The organism is Mucilaginibacter sp., assembly GCF_028288225.1.
In the GTDB taxonomy this organism is placed as follows: domain Bacteria; phylum Bacteroidota; class Bacteroidia; order Sphingobacteriales; family Sphingobacteriaceae; genus Mucilaginibacter.
Map to the genome: position 1 here is coordinate 1 of NZ_JAQBOC010000066.1, position 25,707 is coordinate 25,707.

Here is a 25,707-nt window from a genome sequence, read left to right on the forward strand (position 1 = left end):
TATGGTGGCGAAAATTAAGAAAGAACCTGGACAGTTTTACCAGGTTCTTTTACCTTGCACAAAAACAAACACGACGCTATAATCGGATTACGACTGCGCCTTCGTGTAATATCATAGATATCCTATCTTACATTCTAAATGTACCACGGCAGAAAGCTGGCTGTCAAATTTTTTTGAAGGAGAGATACTGAATGAGTTCTTTGGTTCTCAGTTTTCAGGAAATGGACAAAACACAACTTTTTCTCGTCGGCGGAAAAGGATTAAATTTAGGGAAATTATCAAGACTTGAAGGAATACAAGTACCAGAAGGATTTTGTGTGACAACAGTGGGATATCAAAAAGCCATCGAAAAAAACAAAACGTTTCAAGCACTGCTGGATCAACTAACACTGCTAAAAGCACAAGATCGAGATCAAATTGGTGAAATCAGCAGGAAGATTCGACAACTCATCATGGAAGCAGAAATTCCTTCCGAGGTTGTGAAAGCAGTTGCTCACTATCTCTCCCATTTTGGCGATGAACATGCTTATGCAGTGCGTTCTAGTGCGACTGCTGAAGATTTACCACATGCCTCTTTTGCAGGTCAACAAGATACCTATTTAAATGTCATCGGGAAAAGAGCTATCTTGCAGCATATTAGCAAATGCTGGGCTTCCCTGTTTACGGATCGTGCTGTAATTTACCGAATGCAAAACGGATTTGACCACCGCCAAATTTCTTTAGCTGTTATCGTTCAAAGGATGGTTTTCCCACAGGCTTCAGGGATTTTATTTACCGCCGATCCGATTACTTCACACAGAAAGTGGCTGTCAATCGATGCCAGTTTCGGACTTGGAGAAGCACTGGTCTCTGGCTTGGTATCTGCCGATTGTTATAAAGTACAGGAAGAGAACATCATCGATAAGAGGATAGCAACCAAAAAGTTGGCTATCTATGGACGAAAAGAAGGCGGAACAGAAACACAGCAGATCGCTCCTGAGCAGCAAAACACTCAGACACTTACTGACCGACAAATTTTACAACTGGCACGCATCGGAAGGCAAATCGAAGCTTTTTTTAGTTGCCCACAAGATATCGAATGGTGTTTGGCTGATGATACATTTTATATTGTCCAGAGTCGTCCAATCACTACTTTATACCCCATCCCTGAAGCGAATGATCAAGAAAATCACGTCTATGTATCTGTTGGTCATCAACAAATGATGACCGACCCCATGAAACCATTGGGATTGTCTTTTTGGCTTTTAACGACCCGGGCACCCATGCATACTGCTGGTGGAAGATTATTTATTGATATTACATCTATGTTGGCTTCACCTGCTGGCAGAGAAACTTTAGTAAATGTCACGCTGGGAAAATCCGATCCACTCATAAAAGACGCACTTACAACCATCATAGAGCGGGAAGATTTTATTAAATCGTTACCGGATGATAAAAAAGAATCCGGCCCGGGTGAAAGCAATAAAGCTGTGTCGCCTGCGAATTATCAAACACTAAACGAATACGATCCAACAATCGTTGCTGATTTGATCAAGCGAAGCCGAACGTCAATAGAGGAGTTAAAGCAAAATATCCAAACCAAATCGGGATTGGATCTGTTTGATTTTATCCTGGAAGATCTGCAGCAATTAAAGAAGATCGCATTTGACCCACAAAGTTTTGGTGTGCTTATGACGGGTATAAATGCTTCATTCTGGATCAATGAAAAAATGAACGAATGGTTAGGTGAAAAAAACGCTGCAGACATTCTTTCTCAATCTGTGCCTAACAATATTACTTCTGAAATGGGCCTGGCGCTGTTGAATGTCGCAGATGTGATTCGCCCTTATCCGGAAGTAACCGATTACTTGCAACACGTAAAAAATGATAACTTTTTGGGTGAACTTGTTCAATTTGAAGGTGGAAAGGAAACTCAGGACGCTATTTATGCTTACCTCGACAAATATGGAATGCGGTGTGCCGGTGAGATCGATATTACAAGAACCCGCTGGAGTGAGAAACCATTAACACTTGTCCCCGTGATTCTCAGCAACATCAAAAACTTTGAGCCTGATGCAGGCAACCGGAAATTTGAGCAGGGGCGACAGGAAGCTTTGAAAAAAGAACAAGAGTTACTGGATAGATTGAAGCAATTGCCGGATGGTGAACAAAAAGCCAAAGAAACAAAACGGATGATCGACCTGATCCGGAATCTCAGCGGTTATCGTGAATATCCCAAATACGGGTTTATTAATCGTTACTTCGTTTATAAGCAGGCTTTACTGAAAGAAGCCGAACAACTCGTACAAGCCAATGTTATTCATGAAAAAGAAGAGATCTACTACCTCAGTTTTGAAGAACTTCGCGAAGTAGTACGCACAAATAAACTGGATAACCAAATCATCAGCAAACGAAAAGATGAGTACAAATTATATGAAAAATTAACTCCCCCTCGTGTTATCACATCTGATGGTGAGATTATTGCCGGTAAGTACAATCGGGAAGGTCTCCCTGCCGAAGCTATTGCAGGTATCGCAGTTTCTTCCGGAGTTATAGAAGGACGGGCACGTGTTATTTTAAACATGGAAGATGCTGATATAGAAGATGGAGATATATTGGTTACCATCTTTACTGACCCCAGTTGGACAGCCTTGTTTGTTTCGATAAAAGGCCTGGTAACCGAAGTTGGCGGACTAATGACCCATGGAGCAGTTATCGCACGTGAATATGGCTTACCGGCAGTTGTGGGGGTGGAGCATGCTACCAAGCTGATCAAAGACGGACAGAAAATCCGGGTGAATGGAACGGACGGATGTGTAGAAATACTATAAATCACGGGGATAATCCAGACGGATTACTAATGCTTATATAATCTTTATGTTTAATTAATTCCTTTACGGGTCAAAGGTTGTTCACACATGAACATCTCTTGTGCCAAAAACGAAGGGCTTCGCATAGCTTTATTTGACTTAATAAATTGAAAATCAACTAATTAAAATGGTGGCAACGCATTTGTTACGATTTGTTAAATCTTTCTCTCATGATCACCAGTTATTTCAAAAGACGGGCCCGATAAGTATAGGTTGGCAGGCATTTTCTTGATTATAACGATCGTTTCATGGATATTGAGATACAAGAATAAGTTGGAATAGCGGTGTAACATATCCGGAATGGACTTGGTAGCGTTCTGATGCTTTCGGATAAAGCCGCACACCTGTTAAGGGCATTAATCAAGAGGGATCAGCCCTGGCTATATAATACCATTTTCAAATATACTGCAGCATTGCTTTTTCATGGTATTAGTTTTGTAATGAAAAACTGAACGCCCATGAAAATCATATTCATTGTTACACTATTTGCGGCATCTTTAGCAATTGCCCAAAACAAACCCATCGCTATGGAAAATAAAAATTCAGAACAACAGCAAAATATAGTCGCCGTGCGTTACATCGTCCATGATGTAGATTCCGCCATATCGTTTTACACCCGGCTATTAGACTTCAAAGTTAATCAGCACCCAGCTCCCGGCTTTGCCGATATTTATCGCGGGAACCTGCACCTGCTGCTTAATAAACCAGGCGCCGGAGGCGCGGGTCAAACTATGCCCGACGGCACAGTACCCGCTCCCGGTGGATGGAACCGGATTCAAATCCAGGTGGAAGACCTGACTGCTACGGTTGATAAATTAAAAGCTTTGGGCGCACAATTTCGAAATGATCTTGTTAATGGTATTGGCGGCCGGCAAATCCTGTTAAAAGATCCTTCAGGCAATTTGATCGAGTTGTTTCAACCCAAGTCTTAACGGGATGCATAAGGTACCGGTAAAGCAGCCGCGCAGTCAAAGTACAGCGTTGAACAGACGTAAAAAATTAATCCTATGAAAAGCAACGAAACCCAACAGCAGAAACAAGCGGGGAACCGCCGGGATTTTTTAACCAAAACCGGGATTTTAGTAGCTTCCGGGCTGGCCGTTACAGGCATTGTCTCGTCCTGCGGGTCGGAAAAAGGCGGCGACGAAGATGTCACGACGAATGAAGATCTGATGCGGGAGCATGGTATACTCAAACGGATATTATTAATCTATGATGAAGCTTCCAGCCGTTTAACGACCGGAAAAGACCTTAACCTCGCACTGGTGGGCCAGTCGGCTAACCTTATCAAGACGTTTATAGAAGAATACCATGAGAAACTGGGGAAGACCATTTGTTCCCGCGCTTTGAAAAAGCGGGGCAATTGACCGACCTGACCAAGGTTCTGCGCCTGCAACATCAAAAAGGGCGGTTGCTCACCCAGCGCATTATCGCCAATGCGCAAAAACCTAACCCGACTGATGATGAAAAAAAGTTAATGGTACTTGATATGCAGGCTTTTGTACGAATGTACAGCCCGCATGAAGCGAGGGAAGATACGATCCTTTTCCCGGCCCTGCACAAACTCATTTCCAGGCATGAATATGATTCACTTGGTGAGGACTTTGAGAAGAAAGAGAAACAACAATTTGGCGGGGACGGTTTTGATATGGCAGTTGACAAAGTGGCCGGTATTGAAAAGGCGATGAATATTTACGACCTGAATTTATTTACCCCTAATATTTAAGCGGATGAAAAATGCTGCATTCTAAGGATCGGTTTAGAAGAATTATAACTAAAAAAGCTTTCAAATTTCTTCAAGGGCTTTACCTTTTCCGCGGACCGGACGGGACTCGAGCCATTGTGCTATGTGCCTAATTATCAACAATTTGAAATTTTCAGAAATCCAAAGGCAACCGATCAGGTAGCCCAATAGTTTGATTTTTTTTAATTTAGTTTGAAAAAACTAAATTAAAAAAAATGAAAATTCAAATGAAATAATTAACGATTTTTCTATCGCATAAATTATTTATCTCTCACAATAAAAAATAAAAAATCCTGTTTTAATTTGAAATAAAACAAAAAGGTTTTAGTTTTACTTCACGTCCTAAACAAGTCACAGATATGAGAAAATCGACAAATAATTTTTTAACAATAAGATAAAATCAATCCCGCGTATGCCATGGGCTTGAGTATCTGTTAATTTTTTTTCATAAAATAGTTTTTTAAGAGAGAAAATTAATCATTGGGAAATGTTTAATTAACAAGAGAACCTGAACTTTGATAAGGCTTTCCGCCTTGGGGCTATAAACCTGAACTAAAATATTTAACCAATAAAACCTATTCCTTAATCATGGATTTAAGCGGCTTAACTTCGGTGACCAATAAAGACCAGCTTGCTGCCTGGATGGCAGAAAATTTAATTACGCCTGTATCGCCGGCTATATCGGCTTCAGACCTTGGGACCATTATGCAAAAAATGGTCGACATCCTTGGCTCAGGAAGCGGCGGGGGCGGAGGGCTGGTTATGTATGACGTAAAGAGCGGCAACTACACATTGGCGCTTACCGATAAGGCTATAGACATGAATTTGTCGGCCTTAAACATGGTGACTATACCTGCCAATTCGGCCGTAGCCTTTCCGGTTGGGACCCAGATACTGCTCACACAATCAGGCTCCGGCCAAACCACTGTCGGGGGCGATACCGGCGTAACCATCCACTCGGCCGGCGGAAAAGTAAGTTTACGTACCCAATATAGCTGGGCCAGCCTGGTAAAACGTGATACGGATGTATGGTGGTTAAGCGGCGATCTTGGAGACACTGAAGTGCCGCCGCCTGCGCCAGATGTCAAGATTAACCTCACCTACGGATCGGCTACCACAATCTCAGGATGGAATAATTTCTTGTTAGGTAGTTCCACAACCCCAATGTCGCTTGATACGGCCGCAGGCGGCGTCTCGGGACTGACTATTGTGCGGACATCTGACGGGACTGATGGCGCTAATGCCGCTACTATCTCAGGCAGTTTCGGAAATGCTGATTTTCCTGACGACGTCCTCGCTACACAATGGTACGTGCCTGGTCACACTGATACGCTTAGCCTTACAATTAGCGGGCTGACGGTAAGTAATCAATATACCGTAAAAGTGTGTACAGCGGAAACAGACGAAAGTAACAGCACCACCATAATAGTAGTTGGAACTTCACCAAACCAGTCGAGCCATCCGATGGAACCATACCCGGGAGCTTTTGAATATGATTTTACGCAGGTAGTCTCTGACGGTAGCGGGAACCTGCTCATACAATTTCATGGTGTGACGGACACAGTGAAGGCAGTGCTGAACGGCATCATCATTTCTGAAAGCTAATTAAAGAAATCATTTTAAGGAAAAACAGTGTTCAACACTATCTAATTATAAATAAATATGCCTCAAAGTCCAGCATTTACCATCAGCGGCAGGCGTGTCTTTGGCGACAATACAGCCAGTTTCCAGCTAACGTTTACCAACCCGGACGACCAGGCGCTGGTGCAGGCATATGAATGGTACCTTGACGGCATATTAATAATAGAAGCGGAGGACGATAGCTTTGCCGAGCAGGTAACTTGCGGTACACATACAATAAGCGTAAGGGTTTTAAGTAATAACACCTGGTCGGGTACGCAGGAGCTTGGGTTTGAAACCTGCAAGGGCGCCGGCATATTGGTAGTTGATTTATTTAATAATGCCACCCTGAACGTGATCGGGCTTATTGATAATGCAGAGGTGGCCTATAGTCACGTGGCGGCCTATGCCGGCGTAAATATTATCCCTGCCGGCGCGGAACCGGCTAATGCTTTGGTTCTTGCATCTGATTTTATTGATCAACCCACGTTAAACTGGCGGTTTGAATTTAACATTGCCAAACTGCTTACTAATTATCCCCAATCAACAAGTTTTGTATTTTATATTGATGGAAGGGCAAGCGCCCCGGTCGCCGTATTCGGCGCGTTTATATTAAAAACCTTTGCTTCGCAAATGACACTCATTGGGAGCGCAGGGAGTTATATCCCTTCAGTAAGTGGGAATAATTTGGGCTCGAGCGTAAGCTTCACAAGCGATCTTGTGGGAGGTGCCGACGGCAGCCATACGGAGGCCGACCTTACCATGATCATTAAGCTTGTTTATGACGTTGCCAGTGCCACCATATCCTATATCACCCGTAAAAGCATACCAATTGACAGCGATTTTGATTTTATGACCGTAAAGTATGCCTGGGATCATGGCGGAACAGACCTCGATATTATGGTAGGGTTTGAAAATAACGGGACGACGGACGACTTTATATACGTTGGATACGGACAGCCCAATGCTACTGTACCCGCAAATACAGTGCCTCAAACCGATGCCTATTTATGGTGGGGCTCGGATAACACCACAATTGCCGGGAACGAGAATGTTTTGATAGGGATAAACCAATTTGTAGCGGGCCATGGCGGGTTGCCCGATGTAGTTGAAGTGGGCTTGTATGCCGTTTGGTTTGGCCAGCCCGCAACGGGTGATTTTACCGTTCAGCTGGTTACTTATAAAGGCGGCACCATGAGCCAAAGCGGAACCGATTTCGTAAATACCGGCGGCACCCAGGTTTCATCCGTTACAATAAATGCAAATACGCAAATACATAACAGCTTGTCTACCCCGGCTAACGCTTATAAGGTAGGCACATTAAAATACACCAGATCGACGGCAACGGCGGTGATTGTGATTAATTGAGGGGAAGGGAAAAGACAGATAACTAGCTGGTGTTTTTTAGAAAAAACAATGGTAAAATTATATGAGCGAAGCTTCTGAATTAACCAATTTTTGAGATAAAGGGAAGAAAATAAATCTAAAAGCACTCATAAAAATAATTTAAAAATGGATGTTGAAAACGTCAATTAAGATTTAAGTCATGCCTCTATACTTTTTTACACAGCCAGATTTACTACAGGCTCAAGCGCCTGGTCAACAATTTGGGCCCATCGCTGGTCAAGAGCAAACTAATTATAGAGTTTGTAGCTTACATTCATTTTCCAATTCTGCCAATGCTTATGCTATTACAAATGGTGAGGTAAAAGTCCAGCCAATTGGGGGCGATGCTGGAACACTGGTGAATTTAATTTTAAAACCAGAAAATATCCAATTCCTTTCTGGATTCGAAATAAAATACATCATTTATCGGGGTATACTCAAGTCTTCAATTATTGTAAATAGCGCAATTGCGCCTGCCACAAATAACGCTTTGACCCAAAAAATCTGGACCCAACAAGCTAATTTGATTAAGGCGACTGCAAGTACATCTACCCCTATAACAGGCGATCCATCATCAGATATATTAGGTTATAATTTACAAACGCTTCCAGATACTGGCAGGATTGATCAACTATTCAATGTTAATCCGAATATGACCGCAGCAAATGTCGCAACAGGCGATACAATAGGCACTTTCACGGCTTCAGGGGGCGGTCTTGAAATCGTAATGGATGGTTACTTTCTTGATGACACCTTAGCATCAGTTCGAAAGCTCGATCATGTTATAACCGCGCCCAATTTCGACAATTCGTATACGAATAAGTCTATTAGGGAACAAGTGGTGAACTATTTAGACCCATGTGCATTTTATGGCGCGAGTGTGACTGGAAGCGTTCAGGTGATGGATTCCACCGGAACTCAAAACTCACCGATTAAAACAAACTTTTTTAAGGATGTTCTTTTTCCGAAATTTTTAAATAATGGCATCCTATACATTGACATCAGAAATGAGAATTATATTTCGTTTGTTTATAATAAAGATCAATACGGTTATAATATTTTAAACTTTGGTTTTAATTCACAAACAAAAACCCCATCCGCCAGTTACGCGGTAAATACATGGCCTATATTTAGTATACAGACCAAGGGTTTGTTCAATAGTTCTTCCCATATAGGCAGCGGGACTTCATTTGTTAAATTTCAATTTGGGTTTAGCAAGGAAACCTATGAGAAAGAGGTGGTGTTGTATTTTCCTAATGCACAGAATATTATCAATTCAAATAATATATTGGCTTTTTTCGATTCCACAACGAAATACAATGGGACTACTCCTGTTACGTTTTCCAGTAATAATGATAGTGTATTCTTTGGCGGTGACTGTTATGTAATGTTAGATTGCTATCCCGCAGATGGCCAATCTATTACAGACTACTATGTGATTTCAACTCTTTTATCCGTATCCTATTTAAAAAAAGTTGACAATAACGCAACCGGTGCGGGCAATGCTGTCTTTCCCACTATTTCTGCATTTGACAACTTATTTGTATATAGAGATTTACCTTTATCCGGGGTTATTCCTGCGAACGGACTGATTATTTATAAAACAGGTGTTACCAATTATCTTACTTATAGTTTCGATGTAAATCAAAATGGAAATGCGGACATAGGCAAAATCGTGGATCATCGTAAATTAACAGGAATTTTCGAATCATATATCGCCTTTGAAAATTCACGGGTTACACTTTTTGCTATGCTTAAGGCTGTAAATAACTACAAAGGAAACTTTATAGAACCCAACAATATTCCCGACGGTGAAAAAAGTATTGCGAGTATTTTTCAATTTATTCAGAGTAGATACAAATCACAGGTAATACTTGGCAAGCATCAGATAGAGATGAATACTTTTACAGCTACCTTCCTAAACTACAGTCAAGTTTTGGATAAGAAGACCTCTGTTGCAGAAGCATTTATCGTTTTTGGATTATCTTTAACAACATCCGAGTATCAGCAAATAGTTTCAAGTGTTTCTTCAAACAATTTAAATGAAGCTTTTTATCCGGTTTTTGTACAGCTTGGGAACATTACAAATACCCAAGACAACAACCAGGTTTATTTTAATCAATCACAGGTTAATTTGAGAGGTATTACAGGCTCTGGCAATGTGATAAATCAGCTTTCATCCCCTCTCAATATAAATGTTTATTCAGTGGACTATTTATTTTGCTCATCCGCAGCTGCGAACGCAGAGCCAGGTGATGTTACGACTTATGACACAAACTCTTTTCTTTCGATAGATGTTGTAATAAGTGATGAACTACAAACCGCTTTAACTGATCTGGGCCCGGTAAAGCAAGACGTATTTAATCAAATAACAAAATTGGATGCTTTTAAAGATTATCTTAAAATCATAGCGGCAGCTGCTGTTACGAAAAAGCCCGTTATTAAAGCCCACTCTTTAACATTCAGCGTTAAAGCACTTACCGGGGCTTTGGGTTTAACATCGCCGGATGTCAAGGGGCTTGTTAATGGATCAATAACAGGGTCTTTTAGTGTAACGATTTACTTAGACTCTACATTTTTGGTGGTGTGTTCCACGATAGCTTTAGTACATACGGTAATGCATGAACTTATTCATGCGGCAATTGCTTATCAGTCGGTTCAACTTGTTGGTGGGACTTTAGATTTCGTAAATCTAAAAATTGACAAACTCGTGGCGCAAAGATTGCGGGCCAGTAAAAACCCGCATGGAAAAGCCTTTGGTGATCTATTTTGCACATTTGGTAACGATGACGGGCCAAATCCGCCGCTTCCCCACGATAATGTTAACGAGCGACAGGCTGATCACAATTATATGTCACTGTACGGCCGACCAGCTATAAGCGGCGCTTGTAAACAATATGAAGAAAATAACCAAATCGTTAGATCTGATTTAAATGTTCTGATTACTGACGTTTTCGCACCAGACCCAACCGTCAAAGTTCCCCAAGTTATTACATCTCAAAAAATATATGACGCGCTTGCATGGCAGGGAATCGAACGTACACGCGAATGGCGTAGATTAGCCGGCATCGACAGTTCGTCTAAACAATTATTTCAATTATATGAGTTGATTTCTTCGGCAGAAAGTAATGGCACTCAAATTGTAGAACAACCATCCTTTTATCCCGCCATTAATGATAAAGAATATTATCTACCAGTAACGACACCAACAACACCGATATGTTAAATAAGCTCTCTATGTTGTTATTTTGTTGGCAGGCACTGTTTGCGTGCTATGGGCAGGTTTCTAATCGAAACTATTTCTATGAAAAAGAACAACAACAATTTGTTCTATCCGAAAAAAATAAAACTACTGGCTCCTTTGATAGCTTAAATAGCCTTTTTATTTGGAAAAAAGACACTGTTTATCGGATAATTTTCGAATACGAAAATAAAAAAGGCGTGAAGTTTAGCGAATATAATCGGAGTTGTCACTTTTTTTCACTGCTTAGTTTCCTTAATAAAGCAGGTCATATCAATTTATATGATAATTTAAACGAATTAAAAGACAGATACAACCAGTATAATGCTTATCGCCTCTTTGGCAAAAAATCCGACCTTGTTGAATTCACAAAAAAAGAAGTTGATGATGGTTGGGCATATACAGTTAAATTAAAAGTTCTGATCAATAATTGGAATATGAAACATAATGCCATGGCTGATAGACTGGCATCAATCATAGCGCTTGATGGAAATGGTGAAATTATGTTAAAAAATGCAAAAAGAAAATCCGCCTATCATAATGATTTCCCACTTGCCTTTAGCTTACCCGGCACTGATAGCCTTTATTTTACAAGAGTTTACCTAATAAATATTTATAAAGCCTCAGGCAATATTAGCTCCGGTTTGCAAAGCAAATATTTAAAGGAATATAGGTTAATCTCGTCGGTCAATTTTGATACTGGTGAATTTAGCTCGCCCAGTAATTCTAATCAAACTAGTTTAAGAGACAAAACATTAGCTTATATTTTTAAATCAACATTTCCGGGTGATACCACTCAGTTGTTTAGCCGACTTTCCTCATTCGGCCTCTCTAAATTCAATCAAGAATACGAAGAAGACTCAAATTTGGAAAGAGCAAAACCAATTGAAATAAGACCGTGGAATCAGTCTTCATACAATAAAGGCGACACATTAGTGCCTAAAAAGCAATTGATAATTCAAAATAAAAATCTGCAAGACGAAAACGGTTTAGCCGAATATTGCAAAGAATGCTATGACGCGGCGAAGTCAATAGTCTATCGAATATCAAACCACTGTCCGGTCAATATCAAAACGTCTGCCGATCTCCAATCTCAAAATTGGCGCTACAATTTCAGTGAACAAGGTTTACATTTTTTTAGCGTCGAAAATCCTATTCGACGATTTAATGAGCCATCTTGGACGAACAATCAAGAATTCGAACATCTTCAAAGTATCTGGAACTGGCAACTGATGAGCCCCGGAATAGGTTATTGGTTGTCAAGTTCTGAAATATTCGGGCTTAAATATAAGTTTTCGCCAACTGACTATTATATAAACGGTAGAAAAATTAATTGAGTAGTTATGGTCTCAACCTATTATTTCCCTGCACTTTCCTCAATATTTGATTTTGATGATTTGCCTGATTCATTATCTTTTCTAAAAGACATAGACCATGATCTTTTGGATGCTATTCTTCTCAAGAAGAAGCAGATCACAGTAAATAGCAGAGGGGATACATATAGCTACAACCTTGGAATAATTGTTTTTCAGAGGTTACAATGTCAATTATTTGACTCCGGATTATACCTTGTGCTGAATCCTCAGGAATATGAAAATCCGCCTGGTACCACAGAGTTTGACATTAATATCGATGTTAAATTTCCATTGCTATCTTATCTACGAGGCCTCAATATACAGAACCTTTCATTGAGTTCTTTACAAATTTTGGATTTTGGCCTTAGCTTGTTGAACGTTCAAATTGATGATCTCTTATTTACGGCCATACAGCAATTTGAATACTCAGATATACAGCGATGTGTTAGTAGAATAAACTCAACTTATAGCTTATCACCGGAAATTGCTTTAGATACATCGAGTTCATTGTCGCAAGATGATGTTGATACGCTAATTGGTATAATCGAGACTAATGAACAATTGATTGCTGACAGCATTGGGACACTTGAAATAATATATAACTTTTATTTAGACGGCTCTGACGGGGTAAATACTTTTGATGCGGTTGATATACTTTTACATCAGTGGCTTAATGGTTCAATAGTCGATCGGATAAAAGCTTCTCTATTGCCTACTATAACCGCCTCTCTGACAGTAGGATTTGGCTTGGAAATCCCGCGCTCGATGTTAATTCCCGTCGACAACACAACTTTTCAACCAATACCAATTACCGATCCGGATAATCCTCCAATAACCACGCTTCTATTCGATCGAAGTTCATTTACTTTCAGCACGAATGGAGGATTTGGTTTTGATACCGATGTTTCTTTAACACTAACGCCTACATATTCTCAAATCGGAAATACTGGTATAATAATTAGTTTCACAAATGCCAAATTGGATTTAAGTAGTGTGACTAACATTTTGGAAGCAGATGCAGCCGGTTACCCGGTTGATTTTGTCGGTGTGTACATCCAAAGCGCGTCAATCTCCTTTGGTAAATTCGGCGTACAGGACCCGGATCCGGCCAAGCCCAGCGCTTCCATAACCGCCACCAATATGCTCATCGGTACTGGCGGCATTTCCGGAAAAATTACCCTTGAAGATAATGGCATCCTCAACCGCAAGTTCAATAGTTTCTCCGTTGCACTTGATGCCTTTTCGTTAACATTTCTTCAAAATACAATTACAGACTGCAATATTACCGGCCACATCACCCTTGACAAATACACCACCAACAACCAGCCTTCAAAAATTGCTATTCAGGTACACATCAAGGACGCCGGCGATTTTTCAATAACGGCGTTGCCGTCGGCCAATTTTCCGCCGATCACGTTTCCGGGGGTTTTTACATTAAACATCCGGTCGTTAACTTTTGGCGAGCAACAGCCCAAAGGCTTTTATATAGAGGTTGCGGGAACGTTGGATTTTATTGCCAATATCCCGGTATTAGGGGAAGTGTTACCAAAAGGCATCAACATCACCAAACTGCGGATCTGGGACGATGGCGACATTGAGTTTGCCGGCGGCGGGCTGGTGTTGCCGAAAGCTTTCACGATAAAGATAGGCCCCGTAAAAATGGAAGTATCGCATCTTTCGGTTGGTAGTTATAGCAAAACATTAAATGGTGTGGAACGCCGCTACCGTTACATCGGTTTCGACGGTATGCTGAATACAGGGAGCGCGGGGGTATCTGTTGCCGGCAACGGGATAAAATATTATTTTACAACCGATGATGGCCCGGGTAAGCCGTTTGATAACTTCATCCGCATCGACGGTATCGACATCAATATCATCGAGCCGGGTAATGCCTCGCCTGAAGATGCCACGTTTATTTTAAAAGGGCACCTTAGCGTGAGTACCCCGGACCCGAATGTGTCGGATTCGACAGCCGGAACCGAATATTTTGGTTCAGTAGCGATGAGCCTTCCTAAGCTTGGCATATCCGGCAGCGCCGGCATGCGGCTCGATCCGGCTATACCGTCGTTTGTGGTGGATATCGGCCTGGAATTTTCGACGGCGCTACCGCTGGGGCCTACCGGCCTTGGTATTTATGGCTTCCGGGGCTTGCTGGGGAAACACTACCTGCCTTCAAAAAAGGCTGCGGGGCTCACCGACGATGCAAGCTGGTGGGATTATTATAAGGCGCCGAACCATCCGGATGGCCTGGAGGGGGTAGAGCTTGATAAATTTGCCATCAGGGACGGCCTGTCATTAGGCGCCGGTATAACCATTGCTACTGAATTCGACGCGGGCTTTACTTTTTCGTGCAAGCTTTTCCTGCTGCTGGGCCTGCCGGAAGTGTTCCTGCTACAGGGACAGGCAGGTGTCCTGCGAACCAGGATCGGGCTGTTTGATAAAACCGACCCGCCTTTCAGCGCGCTGATTGCAATCGACAGCAAGTCGTTTACCGGCAACCTGGGTGTAAATTACCACCTGCCGTCCGGCGGCTCCCTCGATGGCAAAATTTTCACGTTACAGGGAACGCTGGCGATGGCTTTCTTCTTTAATAATGCATCGGGCTGGTACCTTAACCTGGGCCAGGACCAGCCCGAAAGCCTGCGGATACAGGCAAAGATACTCACGCTGTTTAAGGGCTATGCCTATGTGATGATATCGGCCAAAGGCTTTAAAGCCGGGGCGGGGGCAGGGTTTAATTTCGATAAGTCGTTTGGCCCGGTTGGCGTAAAACTTGCCGCCAGCCTTGATTTGGGGGCCATGATCAGCTTTAAACCGATACAGATTGGCGGCTTTATCCAGTTTGGCGGTGAGGCAGGCCTGAAGATATTCTGGTTTAAAATAGGCCTTGCAGTACAGATTTACCTTGGGGTTGAGGCGCCGCACCCCTTCAACATTACAGGAAGCCTGAGTGTGAAGATCCATACGCCATGGCCGCTGCCAAACATCCATTTCACGCTTAGCGTAAGCTGGACCATCAGCAGTGATAACAGCCCGCTTTTGGCCCCCATAGCTGTTTTGGATGAGCCGGATGCAACTGCAGGGTATTTTCCGGCAACCGCCCTCAACATCATGTCGGGCGAAACCTTCCCTATTAACTATGTAACCACTAAATACCAGGGCAGCTACACCATCCCTGCGCCCAACTCATCTTTGTGGAAATACGACTTTACGAACGCTACTGCAGTGATGCAGGTGACCGTTCCGCTCGACAGTTATATCGATATTGAGCTGTTGAAACCGGTTGCGCCGGGCCAGGTGTTCCTGGGCGGTTCGGGCAGCCAGCTGCCAATGGGCAACACAGAGATGCTGCCGCCGGTAAAAGGCATCAGCAATCCGGTGAAGCACAGCTATTCGATCACGGAGCTCGACATTCACGCATGGAATGCCGGTTCAGGTTCGTGGGTTCCCTACCATGTTTACGAAGCAGTTACCGCTATCGTAAACAACAACACAGGCGATAACTTTACTGAACTTGACAAGCTGCCCCCGGGATACTGGCAATTTACGAAGCCGAACACCTACAACAAGATACGGCTGCTATCGCAAACGATGTTTGCCTTTACTAACAAGAGCGATAGCAATACCACCAATCTTGACGCGCTTAATTTTAAACGAAGAGATATTTTTTGCTTCGACGCAGTGACCAAATGGGCTTTTGTAACCTGGCTTTCCGAAGCGTCGGGCACCAACTATGACGAGGGTGATATGGTGATGGTCGGCGGGGTATCGTTTGGGTTTAACGGCCTGGCGGGCAGTGTAACAGATGGTCCGGGTTCCAAGGGTCTTTCCATATCAACTTTCAACGGCAAACTCCTGATCGAATTTCCGGAAGCTGTCACTATGTTCAAAATTCATTTGGGCGCCAATAAAAACAGCCTCGCTGTTCACCCGATAGCTGCTATCCATGAATTCCTGGGCGACCTTTTTGGCCGAACCATTTCGGTGGATGTTAAGCTTACGCCGATGCTGGTTTCGCCCTCGCAGGAAGAAATAATTATCAGCTACGACAATATTAACCAGCCCGTAAAAAAGGTGCAGATTGAATTTACTACCGGGCAGCCGCTCGATTTTAACGGGAACCTGGTGATGGGCGGCTATTGCCAATTACCCGACCAGTTTTTACCGGTAACTACACCACAGTTCCACCATGAATATGACGCCGGGAAAACACTGATGTATGTGTCACTGTTCAACAAAAGTTTCTCGCAGGAAGAAGTTTTGCAAAAGCAATACAGTGATATCGATGGCATAGTGGGCCAATGGCACCTGAATTCTAACCTGGATTCTGCCGGGACTTCCAATGCTATTATCAGTGGCAGCCCCGATCCGGTTCCGGGGTATTATCAGCGAAATGGCAGCCAGCCGCTTTCGCTGCAAAATATTTATTCATACACGTCAAATACCGATGGTCTGGTGACGCCCTTCAACTCCGTGCTAAAGGTGGAAAGCGGCAGCTTTGCATTTGAAGTGACGGCTATATTTAATCCATACCAGCCGGGTATCAGCACCCTGTTGTCAAAAGTTAATACCGATCCGGTTACCGGTTTCCGGAAAGGTTACGCCCTGCACTTTTACCAGCAAACACCAGGTGACCTGTCACAAAGCTATACCGACCCGGCTACTGTTCCCACTTTTGATATCTGGTTCACCTGTTACGATGGGCTCCAGGTTTCAGGGATAAAAGCATCAGCCCTTTATACCTTAGACTTCACCAGCTCCAAACTGCTTGCCAGCCAATACAAACATATATTGGTTTCGGTTGACCGCACTGCGGGCGTCGTGGAAATTTATGTCGACCGGCTGCTGATCGCCAGCGCGGCGATCCCGGCCGAGCTGGCCCCGCCTGATTTACAGCCGAAGGCCACCCAGATCATCGAGATCGATTATCTGACGGAAGCGCTGCAAGCCAGCCAGGAGGATAATAATATTACCGCGCAGGGTGTCGAAAATGAAGTGGAGATATTAGGTAATAACCTGAACAAAACCATCCAACCGGTTTGGAGGCCGGATACCACTTTTGCCATTACTATATCTACCACCGACACCGTTAATAGTAACCAGGGCAGTGCCATCAATTACACACAAATATTCGGGTTTCGCACAGCCGGACCGATCGGGCTTTTCCAGCAGCAAAGTGCGATTTATCAAAATCTTTTGCAGCAGGACCGCGCCGACGAATTTAAGGTGGCCAACCTACGCGGTTATATTGACTTTGACCGCTCTTTTCCCGATGCGCAGGGCAGATATAATTTAAGCAAGCCGGTGCTGTATCATAGTCCGCAAATCAGCCTGTTCTTTACCCTGCCTTACATCAACGCGATGTACTCCAATTGGGACAGCTACCAGGGGCTATCTGCCGTTCAAAGCAGCCTGCAGGTAACCCTGCTCGATCCTTTTGAAAACGCGATAACGCCCGAGCTGGTATGGAGCACAACCAGTGAAACGATAGACGATACAAATTATACTACCCTGCCGCAGGATCAGCAATTACTGTACCTGATGCAGGCGGCAACCGAGTATGGCTGCAATGAACACCAGCTACTCCTCACCCGGAACATCAAAAAGGGGGCCTGGCAGTTTCCTGACCTTTCCCCGGGGAAATTATATACCGCTATTTTTAATGCGGTGTACCAACCGGCGGGGCAGGATGAGCAGACCGCAGAGGTGCATAAATACACCTTCCTGTCGTCAATCTTCGCCACCTTCCAGGAACAGGCGGCCAGCTTTATTCTTGACGCCACGCCAGGGGCTGAAAAATATGCACTGTATCCGATCAATGTAGCCTTTACGGCCGATCAGATCAGCCAGGATTTAACCCCGCTGTTGAACAGCAACCCGGATGGTGATTCCCCTTTAATTGCGCAATATGCTGTTCAGTTCGACAGGATTATTTATGGCGGCTTGAAAATAAAGGCGTTTGAGCCATCTGCAAATACCATTATTAACCCTGTTATCAACACCGACCCTGAAAGCGGAAGTGTTACCATACTCGGAATTATCATCAGGAACCCGGAACCATTTAACGATCCTAAAATGCCGGCCGACAAATTGGCGGATACCATCCAGGCTACTATAACACTGCCCGACAGCACCGTTATTACCCCTGACCAGCTTATCAATATTTATTCGGGGGATACATCAGCCGTATTGATTACTAATGCTCAGATGCAACTAAGCACAGGAAGCCTGCAAGTTTATTTTCGCTACAAAATATACAACGGCACCGACTACGATACGGTTTACGAGGATTATAGGAGTGACGGAATTGAGATAACAGCAGGATAAGTGACGAAGAAGCGTAAGGAAAATTGATTTATAAATGAAATAACAATAGCAAAAATGCCACCGGAAACAAATTTTAATGCGTTGTTCGCTGACTATCGCGACATGGCCAAATGCCTGTTTGCAATCCAGGGATTATCCGACAGCGGGGCATTTTCCGGCCACCCGGAAGTGCAGCAGATGCTCCGCGTATTCGAGCAAAATACTTTGCTGAAGCTCTATATCCGTGCCATTACTATTTTGCAGAGAATAGATGGCATCGTGCTGCCCCCAAATTTTCCTTCCGGAGATTTTGACTATATCGATTTTGCGGATTACGATTTTAATGACGGTGATGTTAACGTGGCTGGCGATTTCTCGGCCCTTGAGTATACAAACGACTTTCTGCTCGCCTATTTCGATACCACCAATAACAGCTTTAGTTCCTTTTTTCAGACTATCCTGAATATTTTATACGAATTGCAGCGGAAGATTGATCAAATAACTCCTAATGAGCTCACCGGCCTTGATAATGCGCTGGTGGATGTCATCGATGCATTTGAAACCATTAAGGCCTATTTGATCACCATAGGATTAAGTCCCTGCCTTCCTTCCGGAACACTGTATGCGAATAACTCGCCAGAGCTTTACCTGCAAGCGGCCGGGTCTACCGGAGCTGACGGGGCCGCCCCGGGAATACTCCTGCGCTGGGCCCTTTCGGGTGAGCTGGGGTTAAACCATCTCCCGAAGGGAAGTGCGGACGATGCTATTGCAACACCGGCTCTTTTTAACCAGCCAGATGATTATGTAAGGTTATACCGGACCCCCTATGTTCAACCGGCGCCTTGCACACTGGATTTCACAGCCGTTAGGCCATCGATAAATTATGCATTAAAACGCTGGACCTACTTCATCAATACATCAGTTAATGGCAAAGCCCTTAGCAGCAAGTTAACGTTAACCTTTACCGATGCCGCCATATACGATCAACTGGCTGTTAGTGTAAATCCGGTAACCAATTATTTTAACTTTTTAAAGGCTTATTCCGGAATTATACAAATCGAGGTGGCCAACAAAACGCTGTTTGCTGCCAGCTTTGAGGTTGTCAATGATCTGGCGGCGCCAAGGGGGTACATCAAGATTGAGGCGCAATGCACGCCCGACCTGGATGATGCCGCAGCGGAAAAGGTTTATGCCAGGAAGAGCGATAAAGTTTCTACCGGCGCCACCAAACAGGTGAATATAACGGCCGAGAACATTCAGACACTAAAAGTGCTGATGTCGCCCGGTTGCTATTTCACGAGCTTTACTTACGAAACCTATAACGACTTCCAGGCCGTTACAAATGCCGGAGACTGGACAGAGGTTGGCAATGGCTTTGCTCTTTCGCTGACAACAGACGAGGTGTTTACACGGCTGGAATCTCCTGATTACCCGGTTGATCACCTGTGGCACCAGTACAAAGGCGGTACCACGGTAAATGTGGCCAACTATAAAGATAAGTGGAGCAATGGCGACGAGAACGACCCGTCAATCTCTTCGGTTGTAACCGACTATTTCTCGCGCAGCGAAACTGACCCGCGCGCAATGATAACTTTGCCGGATTCGAACACAGACCCGGGAGCGTCCGGGCTCCAGGTCAGTTTGGTTGACATGCTCAACATGGTCTCGACAGACTACCATATAGCACGAATGCTGGGACTGGGCTTTATCGACGCGACAGCACCAGATGAGTTTTATATTTACCGGGCGTCCTATACCAACCGGGCGGCCCTTAACAACCCAGGCGCTCTTACCCGGTCATATATGACATTGCCCACAGCGAGATTCAACGACCGGCTACCACTACAGCCTGAAATACGGCCGGTAAGCTATGGCTTGCCTGTGTTGGACAACCTGGTTTCCACCGCCTTTGACGTACACGGGTATGCCCGATATGCACAAACCAGGGCAATTAACATAGGGCGCCAGCTATTTAACGATGAGATAGACGGATATGACTTTTTTGCCGACCTGACCCAGTCCGACAATACCAATATTTTTATCAATAGCCGGCCAGTTAGTTACGGCATCAGATACCGGGCGGCGGCTGATCTTAATTTTCAGAAACCTGAAATTACTCAAAGCTTAGCGCCCGGACCATTATACTATGCCTACGACCCCGATTTTCCTGTAACAGGCGTTCCGGAAACCGTTCCCGTTCCCGACAATGAGGTTAGTCTCTACGTCCACCTGGAGACGAACCCCGGCGTTCACTATTATGCAATTTATGGGATAAACTGGTTTTCAAGAACCTCTGCGCCCAGCGTCGAGGTAGCCACGGATGATACAGAATTTTCGCCGCAAAACAGGCTGCTGTCGCCTACAGATGTTGCTGTACAATACATCCAGGATGAAGACACGCTGGTGTTCACAACCACGCAGGAACAGGAATGGCTCGCCGGTAGGGCAACCACATTTCCGGGACAGGACATCAATTTCACAAGGATAGTATTTAACTGGCTTGATATTGTCGACATCAGTTCATTGCCCGACATTCTTCCGGCTACGCTCGCCAAGGCGATCAGGCCGAATACCGTAAATGTATTTTTTGACCCGGATCTGCCAATAGAGGTACAGGGGATGGTCAAAAATATTGCCGCTGTTCCGGGCCAGGATGGCCAGCTACAATTATATACCGGTACTTACACCCAGATTGACGGGACTGTACTTTCGCCCGTGATTGACACTTCGGCATTTTTCCGGTTCAATAATAGTTTATTAAACACGCCGCAGGGGCAGTTTGTGGTAACAGGCATCACGGCGGGCACAGATGGTCCGGTTATTACGGTAAATAAGATTGTTCAGAATAATTTACAGGAGGACGCGCAGCTACAAGGAAGCTACGGATTGGTGCGGACTTATCAATCCCCGCTGATCGGCAGCCAGTTCTCTATGGTCGAGAACCTCAGTAACGCCGCCAACTGGCAGCCCGTTACCGAACAGATATCACTGCACAGTTTTGCCGATCCGGAGGCGGTAGTTATTGAAGATTTCACAGATTCCGGGGGAAATTACACTAAAAACTGGATCGGCGGCCTGTCTTGGGATGCTGTTATTACCCCGGTGCTGTCAAACGATAGCCCGCCAGCCATCCTCGCCGGATATTACCAGTTGGCCTTCACCCAATCATTGGCGCCAAATCCACAGATCAACACCCCGTTTGATTCTTTACACCCGGACAATAATGCACCCGGCACCCTTCATACTCCGCACGTGGAATGGTATAAAGGCTGGTGCAGGATTGATACCGTATCAGGCAGCGATAAAAAGCAGCTCGAAGTATTACGGATAGTACAGGCGGACCCGCTGGTGCTGATAATCTATGATCCGGCTTACCTTGATGATCCGATACCTGTTTCCTCGTCAGGGAGCGACGGCATTCTGGTAAACTTTCACCCGGGGTACCGGGCATATGTTTTTGCTGAACCGGCACCCCATGCATTTAACGGCTCAAACATTTTGCCCGCCGGCAACCAGATTAGCCTGAAGACAATGATAGGCCTGCAAACAGCAGACACCAGGCCCGGCGGCAGTGGCTTTACCTCCACTGTATCCTCACCGGCTATCCTGCTGGCGCGTTTGATTGTGCAACCAGTGAAATTGGCACCGCCGGTTATCTCCTTTTTTGTGGTAAGGCCCAACGCTACCGGTAAAGCCGCACTTACTTTTGATATTACAGTGCCCCCGACAGCGGACCAGTCGGCACGAAGCCCATTCGGATTTAAGTTTTGCCGGACATCAGAGGAAGATGTGTTGCACGCGTTGTATATACCTTCAACGGTTAGTGAGATACTGGCCAGCCTGGCTGGGTTGACGGATGATCCGAATTATAACCGGCGTTATTGGGAATTGGTTAACCTTGAATTTGATCCGGAGAATCCCGGGGCATTCAGGGTGTTTAATGCAACACCCAATTCTTATGGCTTCCCGGTTCCGGATAATTTCCCGCCGTCTGACCCGCCCGATTCACTGGATGAAAAAACACAGAAATACAGCCTGGCGATACAAGGAACAATTTTACCACTGACAGCTACTACACCGATTTTTATATTTATAAAAACAGGTTTCCAGACAGAGAACAGTCAGCCTGTGATAAGGGATGCTAACGGAAAACTGCTGGATCCTTCCGATCCCGCCTTTGACCCATTCCCCATGATCCGGCAGTATACAAAAAATGATGTTCCGAATACCTCCTATGTCAGGTTTACTGACTATACTTTAAATGCCTCTTCGAGAAGCTTATATTTTTACGCGGCTGCGGAAGTCACCAATCAGCTTGTTCCCGGACCCCTCAGTGGGTTTGCCGGGCCGGTTACCATAGTAGATACTACACCGCCCGAACCGCCCGTGGTAAGAACATTTTCGATAGTTCCTTCGGCTGCAGTCGTTACCAGCCCGATCAGTATTGTGTTCCAGGTATCGCCAACGGCTCCCTACGATAACATCGCCAAAATGCGTTTTTACAGGACTACCGATATCACGCTTACCGGTGCATTGGCAACCATGGGGATGCCGGCTGAAGTTGAAGTTTCAGATCCTGATCAAATGGGCTACGTGCTGACGGATACTTTATCGGACATTGTAAATATCCCTTTTGGCCAGCCGCTTTACTACAGGCTGGCCAGCGTCAGGGCGATCATCAACGAACTCAACCTCCCTGAAGAAGTGGTTTCGATCGGGGCTGAAGTTTTAACCATCAACCTTATCGATACGGTAAACCCTGCGGCGCCCCAACTTACTTATAACGGTTCAGACAATTCATTGAGCTGGACAACCAATGTGAATAAAGGAACTTATTACCTGTACCAGCAAAATGCCAAAGGGAACTGGACATTGCTGCATACTGACCACACATCGCAACCAGGCCAGGTGGTGCATTTTACACCTCCCGCGTTCGTTACAACTGATGGGGACGGCAACAGGATTTACAACCGGTTTAAAGTGCGCGTACAAAATGCGTCGGGGTTATTCAATTTGACAGACAATATATTAACCGTATGATATCTTATTAAAAACAATTAATCATTGAAGCCATGCCAACAGGACCAATAACAGACGCTTACATTGACAGCATTATCAATGCGAACGATCCCTATAATCCCAACCTGAATAAAACACAGGGTGTGCAGCTGCGTGCATTAGTGAAACTTTTACGGGATAGTTTGGAACAGCAGATAGCAGATTCGGCAGCTTTGCTGGCACCGCTGAATAGCCCGGCATTAACAGGAAGCCCAACTGCGCCAACGCAATCCACAACGGATAATAGCATTCTGTTAGCCAATACCAACTTTGTACAAAACGCAATAACGGATAATTTTCTTAAGCCCAATAATGGATTAAAAAAGATAACAACAGGAAGCGGACCGACAGCATTAAGGTATATCGAATTAGGAGAAGCGTTAAATGCTGCTACTGATATTGATACCGGCACATCCTATCGTTTCAGGGTTGGGAACATATCGGGCAGTGCTGCCCTGGTGAATGTTGACCCGGGCAACGCGCAAACACAAGTAATTGGAGGAGCAAGCCAATTAAACCTGCAACAAGATAATGTTGAACTTTTTATGGCATCGGCTGTTTACGGGGCCATAAAATCGCTATTGATTACCGATGCAGTGATGACCATCACCGATACTATCAATACTAAGGGTTTAGAAAATGCCGGTGATTATGAAGTGAATTTTACCCCGGGTTCATTGGCAACAAAACAGTACGTGGATGGCGTAAGAATTAACAGGGTATTAACCTTATCGTCTAATTCAGCAACGCCGGGCGTAAATACAGACGATTACAACGTTGTTCATATAACCGGGCAAACTGCAGCAATAACCGGGCTCATCATGTCGGGGACCCCGTTGGATGGCGATACGCTCCGCATTAGCATAACATGTTCCGCGTCGGTGCCATTCACCTTAGGGAGTTGGTTTGAGCCGAGCGCAGGGATAGCATTAAGCACAACAACCAACGGAACAAACAGGTTAGACATGGGCTTCGTGTGGAAAACAGAAACATCTAAATGGAGGCAAATAGCAGTAGCATAATGTGGGAAAGAGACAGCGGCGACCCGATTTATAACCGCTTCGGGATGCGAGTGCAAAATGCGCCAGGACTATTCAGCATAACAGATATATCTTATTAAAACAATTAATTATTGAAGCCATGCCAACAGGACCAGTAACAGACGCTTACATTGACAGTGTTATCAATGCGAACGAGCCCTATAATTCCAGCCTGAATAAAACACAGGGCGTGCAGCTGCGTGCCCTGGTGAAACTTTTGCGGGACAGCCTTGAACAGGAAATAACCGATTCGGCAGCTCTGCGGGCACCGCTGGATAGCCCGGCATTAACAGGAAGCCCAACTGCGCCAACGCAACCCGCAACGGATAATAGCACCCTGTTAGCCAATACCAACTTTGTAAAAAACGCAATAACCGCTAAATTTCTTACGCCCGGTAATGGGTTAAAAAAGGTAACAACAGGAAGCGGGCCGCATGCATTAAGTTATATCGAATTGGGAGGGGCGTTATTCGTTGCTACTGATATTGATGCCGGCACATTTTATCCTTTCAGGGTTGGGAACATATCGGGCAGTGCTGCCTTAATTAGTGTTGATCCGGCCAACGCGCAAACGCAAGTAATTGGAGGAGCAAGCCAATTAAACCTGCAACAAAGTAACGTAGAGCTCCTGATGGCAACGGACAATCCGCGCATGTTCAGATCGCTATTGATGAACGATGCAGTGATGGCCGTTACCGATGGTGTGAATAATAAGGGTTTTGAATATGCAGGAAATTATGAAGCTAACTTTACTGCGCGCTCGCTGGTAACCAAGCAATATGCGGATGCCTTGAAACACAAGCAGGTATTAGCCTTATCGTCAAATTCGCCAACACCGGGCGTAAATACCGACAATTACAATGTTGTACATATAACCGGGCAAACGGCAACTATAACCGGCTTCGTTATGTCGGGGACTCCACTGGACGGCGATACGCTCCGAATTACCATAACGGGTACTGCATCGGTACCATTCACATTGGGGAGTTCGTTTGAACCGAGCGGAGGGGTACCATTAAGCACAACTACCCATGGAACAAACAGATTAGACATGGGCTTCGTGTGGAACACCGAAACATCAAAATGGAGACAAATAGCAGTAGCATAA

Annotated in this window: 12 protein-coding genes; all 12 read left to right on the forward strand. The window is 44.6% G+C overall.

What is annotated here, in order from left to right:
* Window positions 1-191: 191 nt before the first annotated feature.
* On the forward strand, window positions 192-2,810 hold the full coding sequence (gene ppsA / locus JWQ54_RS19845; protein WP_299588421.1) for a phosphoenolpyruvate synthase: 2,619 nt from the start codon (window positions 192-194) through the stop codon (window positions 2,808-2,810).
* Window positions 2,811-3,307: 497 nt separating this feature from the next.
* The gene (locus tag JWQ54_RS19850) at window positions 3,308-3,781 is read left to right on the forward strand and encodes a VOC family protein (RefSeq protein ID WP_299588422.1); all 474 of its coding nucleotides are present in this window, start codon (window positions 3,308-3,310) and stop codon (window positions 3,779-3,781) included.
* Between the two features lie 75 nt (window positions 3,782-3,856).
* Complete coding sequence (locus JWQ54_RS19855) at window positions 3,857-4,216, forward strand: hypothetical protein (RefSeq protein ID WP_299588424.1); 360 nt, start codon at window positions 3,857-3,859, stop codon at window positions 4,214-4,216.
* Window positions 4,183-4,575 carry a hemerythrin domain-containing protein gene (locus JWQ54_RS19860; protein WP_299588426.1) on the forward strand — a complete coding sequence of 131 codons (393 nt, stop codon included), beginning with the start codon at window positions 4,183-4,185 and terminating at the stop codon, window positions 4,573-4,575. The genes JWQ54_RS19855 and JWQ54_RS19860 overlap by 34 nt, the downstream gene beginning before the upstream one ends.
* Before the next feature lie 606 nt (window positions 4,576-5,181).
* Entirely contained in the window at window positions 5,182-6,198 is a 1,017-nt protein-coding gene (locus JWQ54_RS19865) for a hypothetical protein (RefSeq protein WP_299588428.1), read from the forward strand.
* A gap of 57 nt (window positions 6,199-6,255) precedes the next feature.
* Window positions 6,256-7,581, forward strand: coding sequence for a hypothetical protein (locus JWQ54_RS19870; protein WP_299588430.1), 1,326 nt, complete (start codon window positions 6,256-6,258; stop codon window positions 7,579-7,581).
* 178 nt (window positions 7,582-7,759) lie between these two features.
* Window positions 7,760-10,825, forward strand: coding sequence for a hypothetical protein (locus JWQ54_RS19875; RefSeq protein ID WP_299588433.1), 3,066 nt, complete (start codon window positions 7,760-7,762; stop codon window positions 10,823-10,825).
* Complete coding sequence (locus JWQ54_RS19880) at window positions 10,819-12,177, forward strand: hypothetical protein (protein WP_299588434.1); 1,359 nt, start codon at window positions 10,819-10,821, stop codon at window positions 12,175-12,177. Before JWQ54_RS19875 ends, JWQ54_RS19880 begins: the two co-directional genes overlap by 7 nt.
* A 6-nt stretch (window positions 12,178-12,183) precedes the next feature.
* Window positions 12,184-18,522 carry a hypothetical protein gene (locus tag JWQ54_RS19885; RefSeq protein WP_299588436.1) on the forward strand — a complete coding sequence of 2,113 codons (6,339 nt, stop codon included), beginning with the start codon at window positions 12,184-12,186 and terminating at the stop codon, window positions 18,520-18,522.
* A gap of 54 nt (window positions 18,523-18,576) precedes the next feature.
* Window positions 18,577-23,541 carry a hypothetical protein gene (locus JWQ54_RS19890; protein ID WP_299588439.1) on the forward strand — a complete coding sequence of 1,655 codons (4,965 nt, stop codon included), beginning with the start codon at window positions 18,577-18,579 and terminating at the stop codon, window positions 23,539-23,541.
* A gap of 32 nt (window positions 23,542-23,573) precedes the next feature.
* Complete coding sequence (locus JWQ54_RS19895) at window positions 23,574-24,581, forward strand: hypothetical protein (RefSeq protein WP_299588441.1); 1,008 nt, start codon at window positions 23,574-23,576, stop codon at window positions 24,579-24,581.
* Between the two features lie 118 nt (window positions 24,582-24,699).
* A complete protein-coding gene (locus JWQ54_RS19900) occupies window positions 24,700-25,707 on the forward strand; it encodes a hypothetical protein (RefSeq protein ID WP_299588443.1) in 1,008 nt (335 codons plus the stop codon).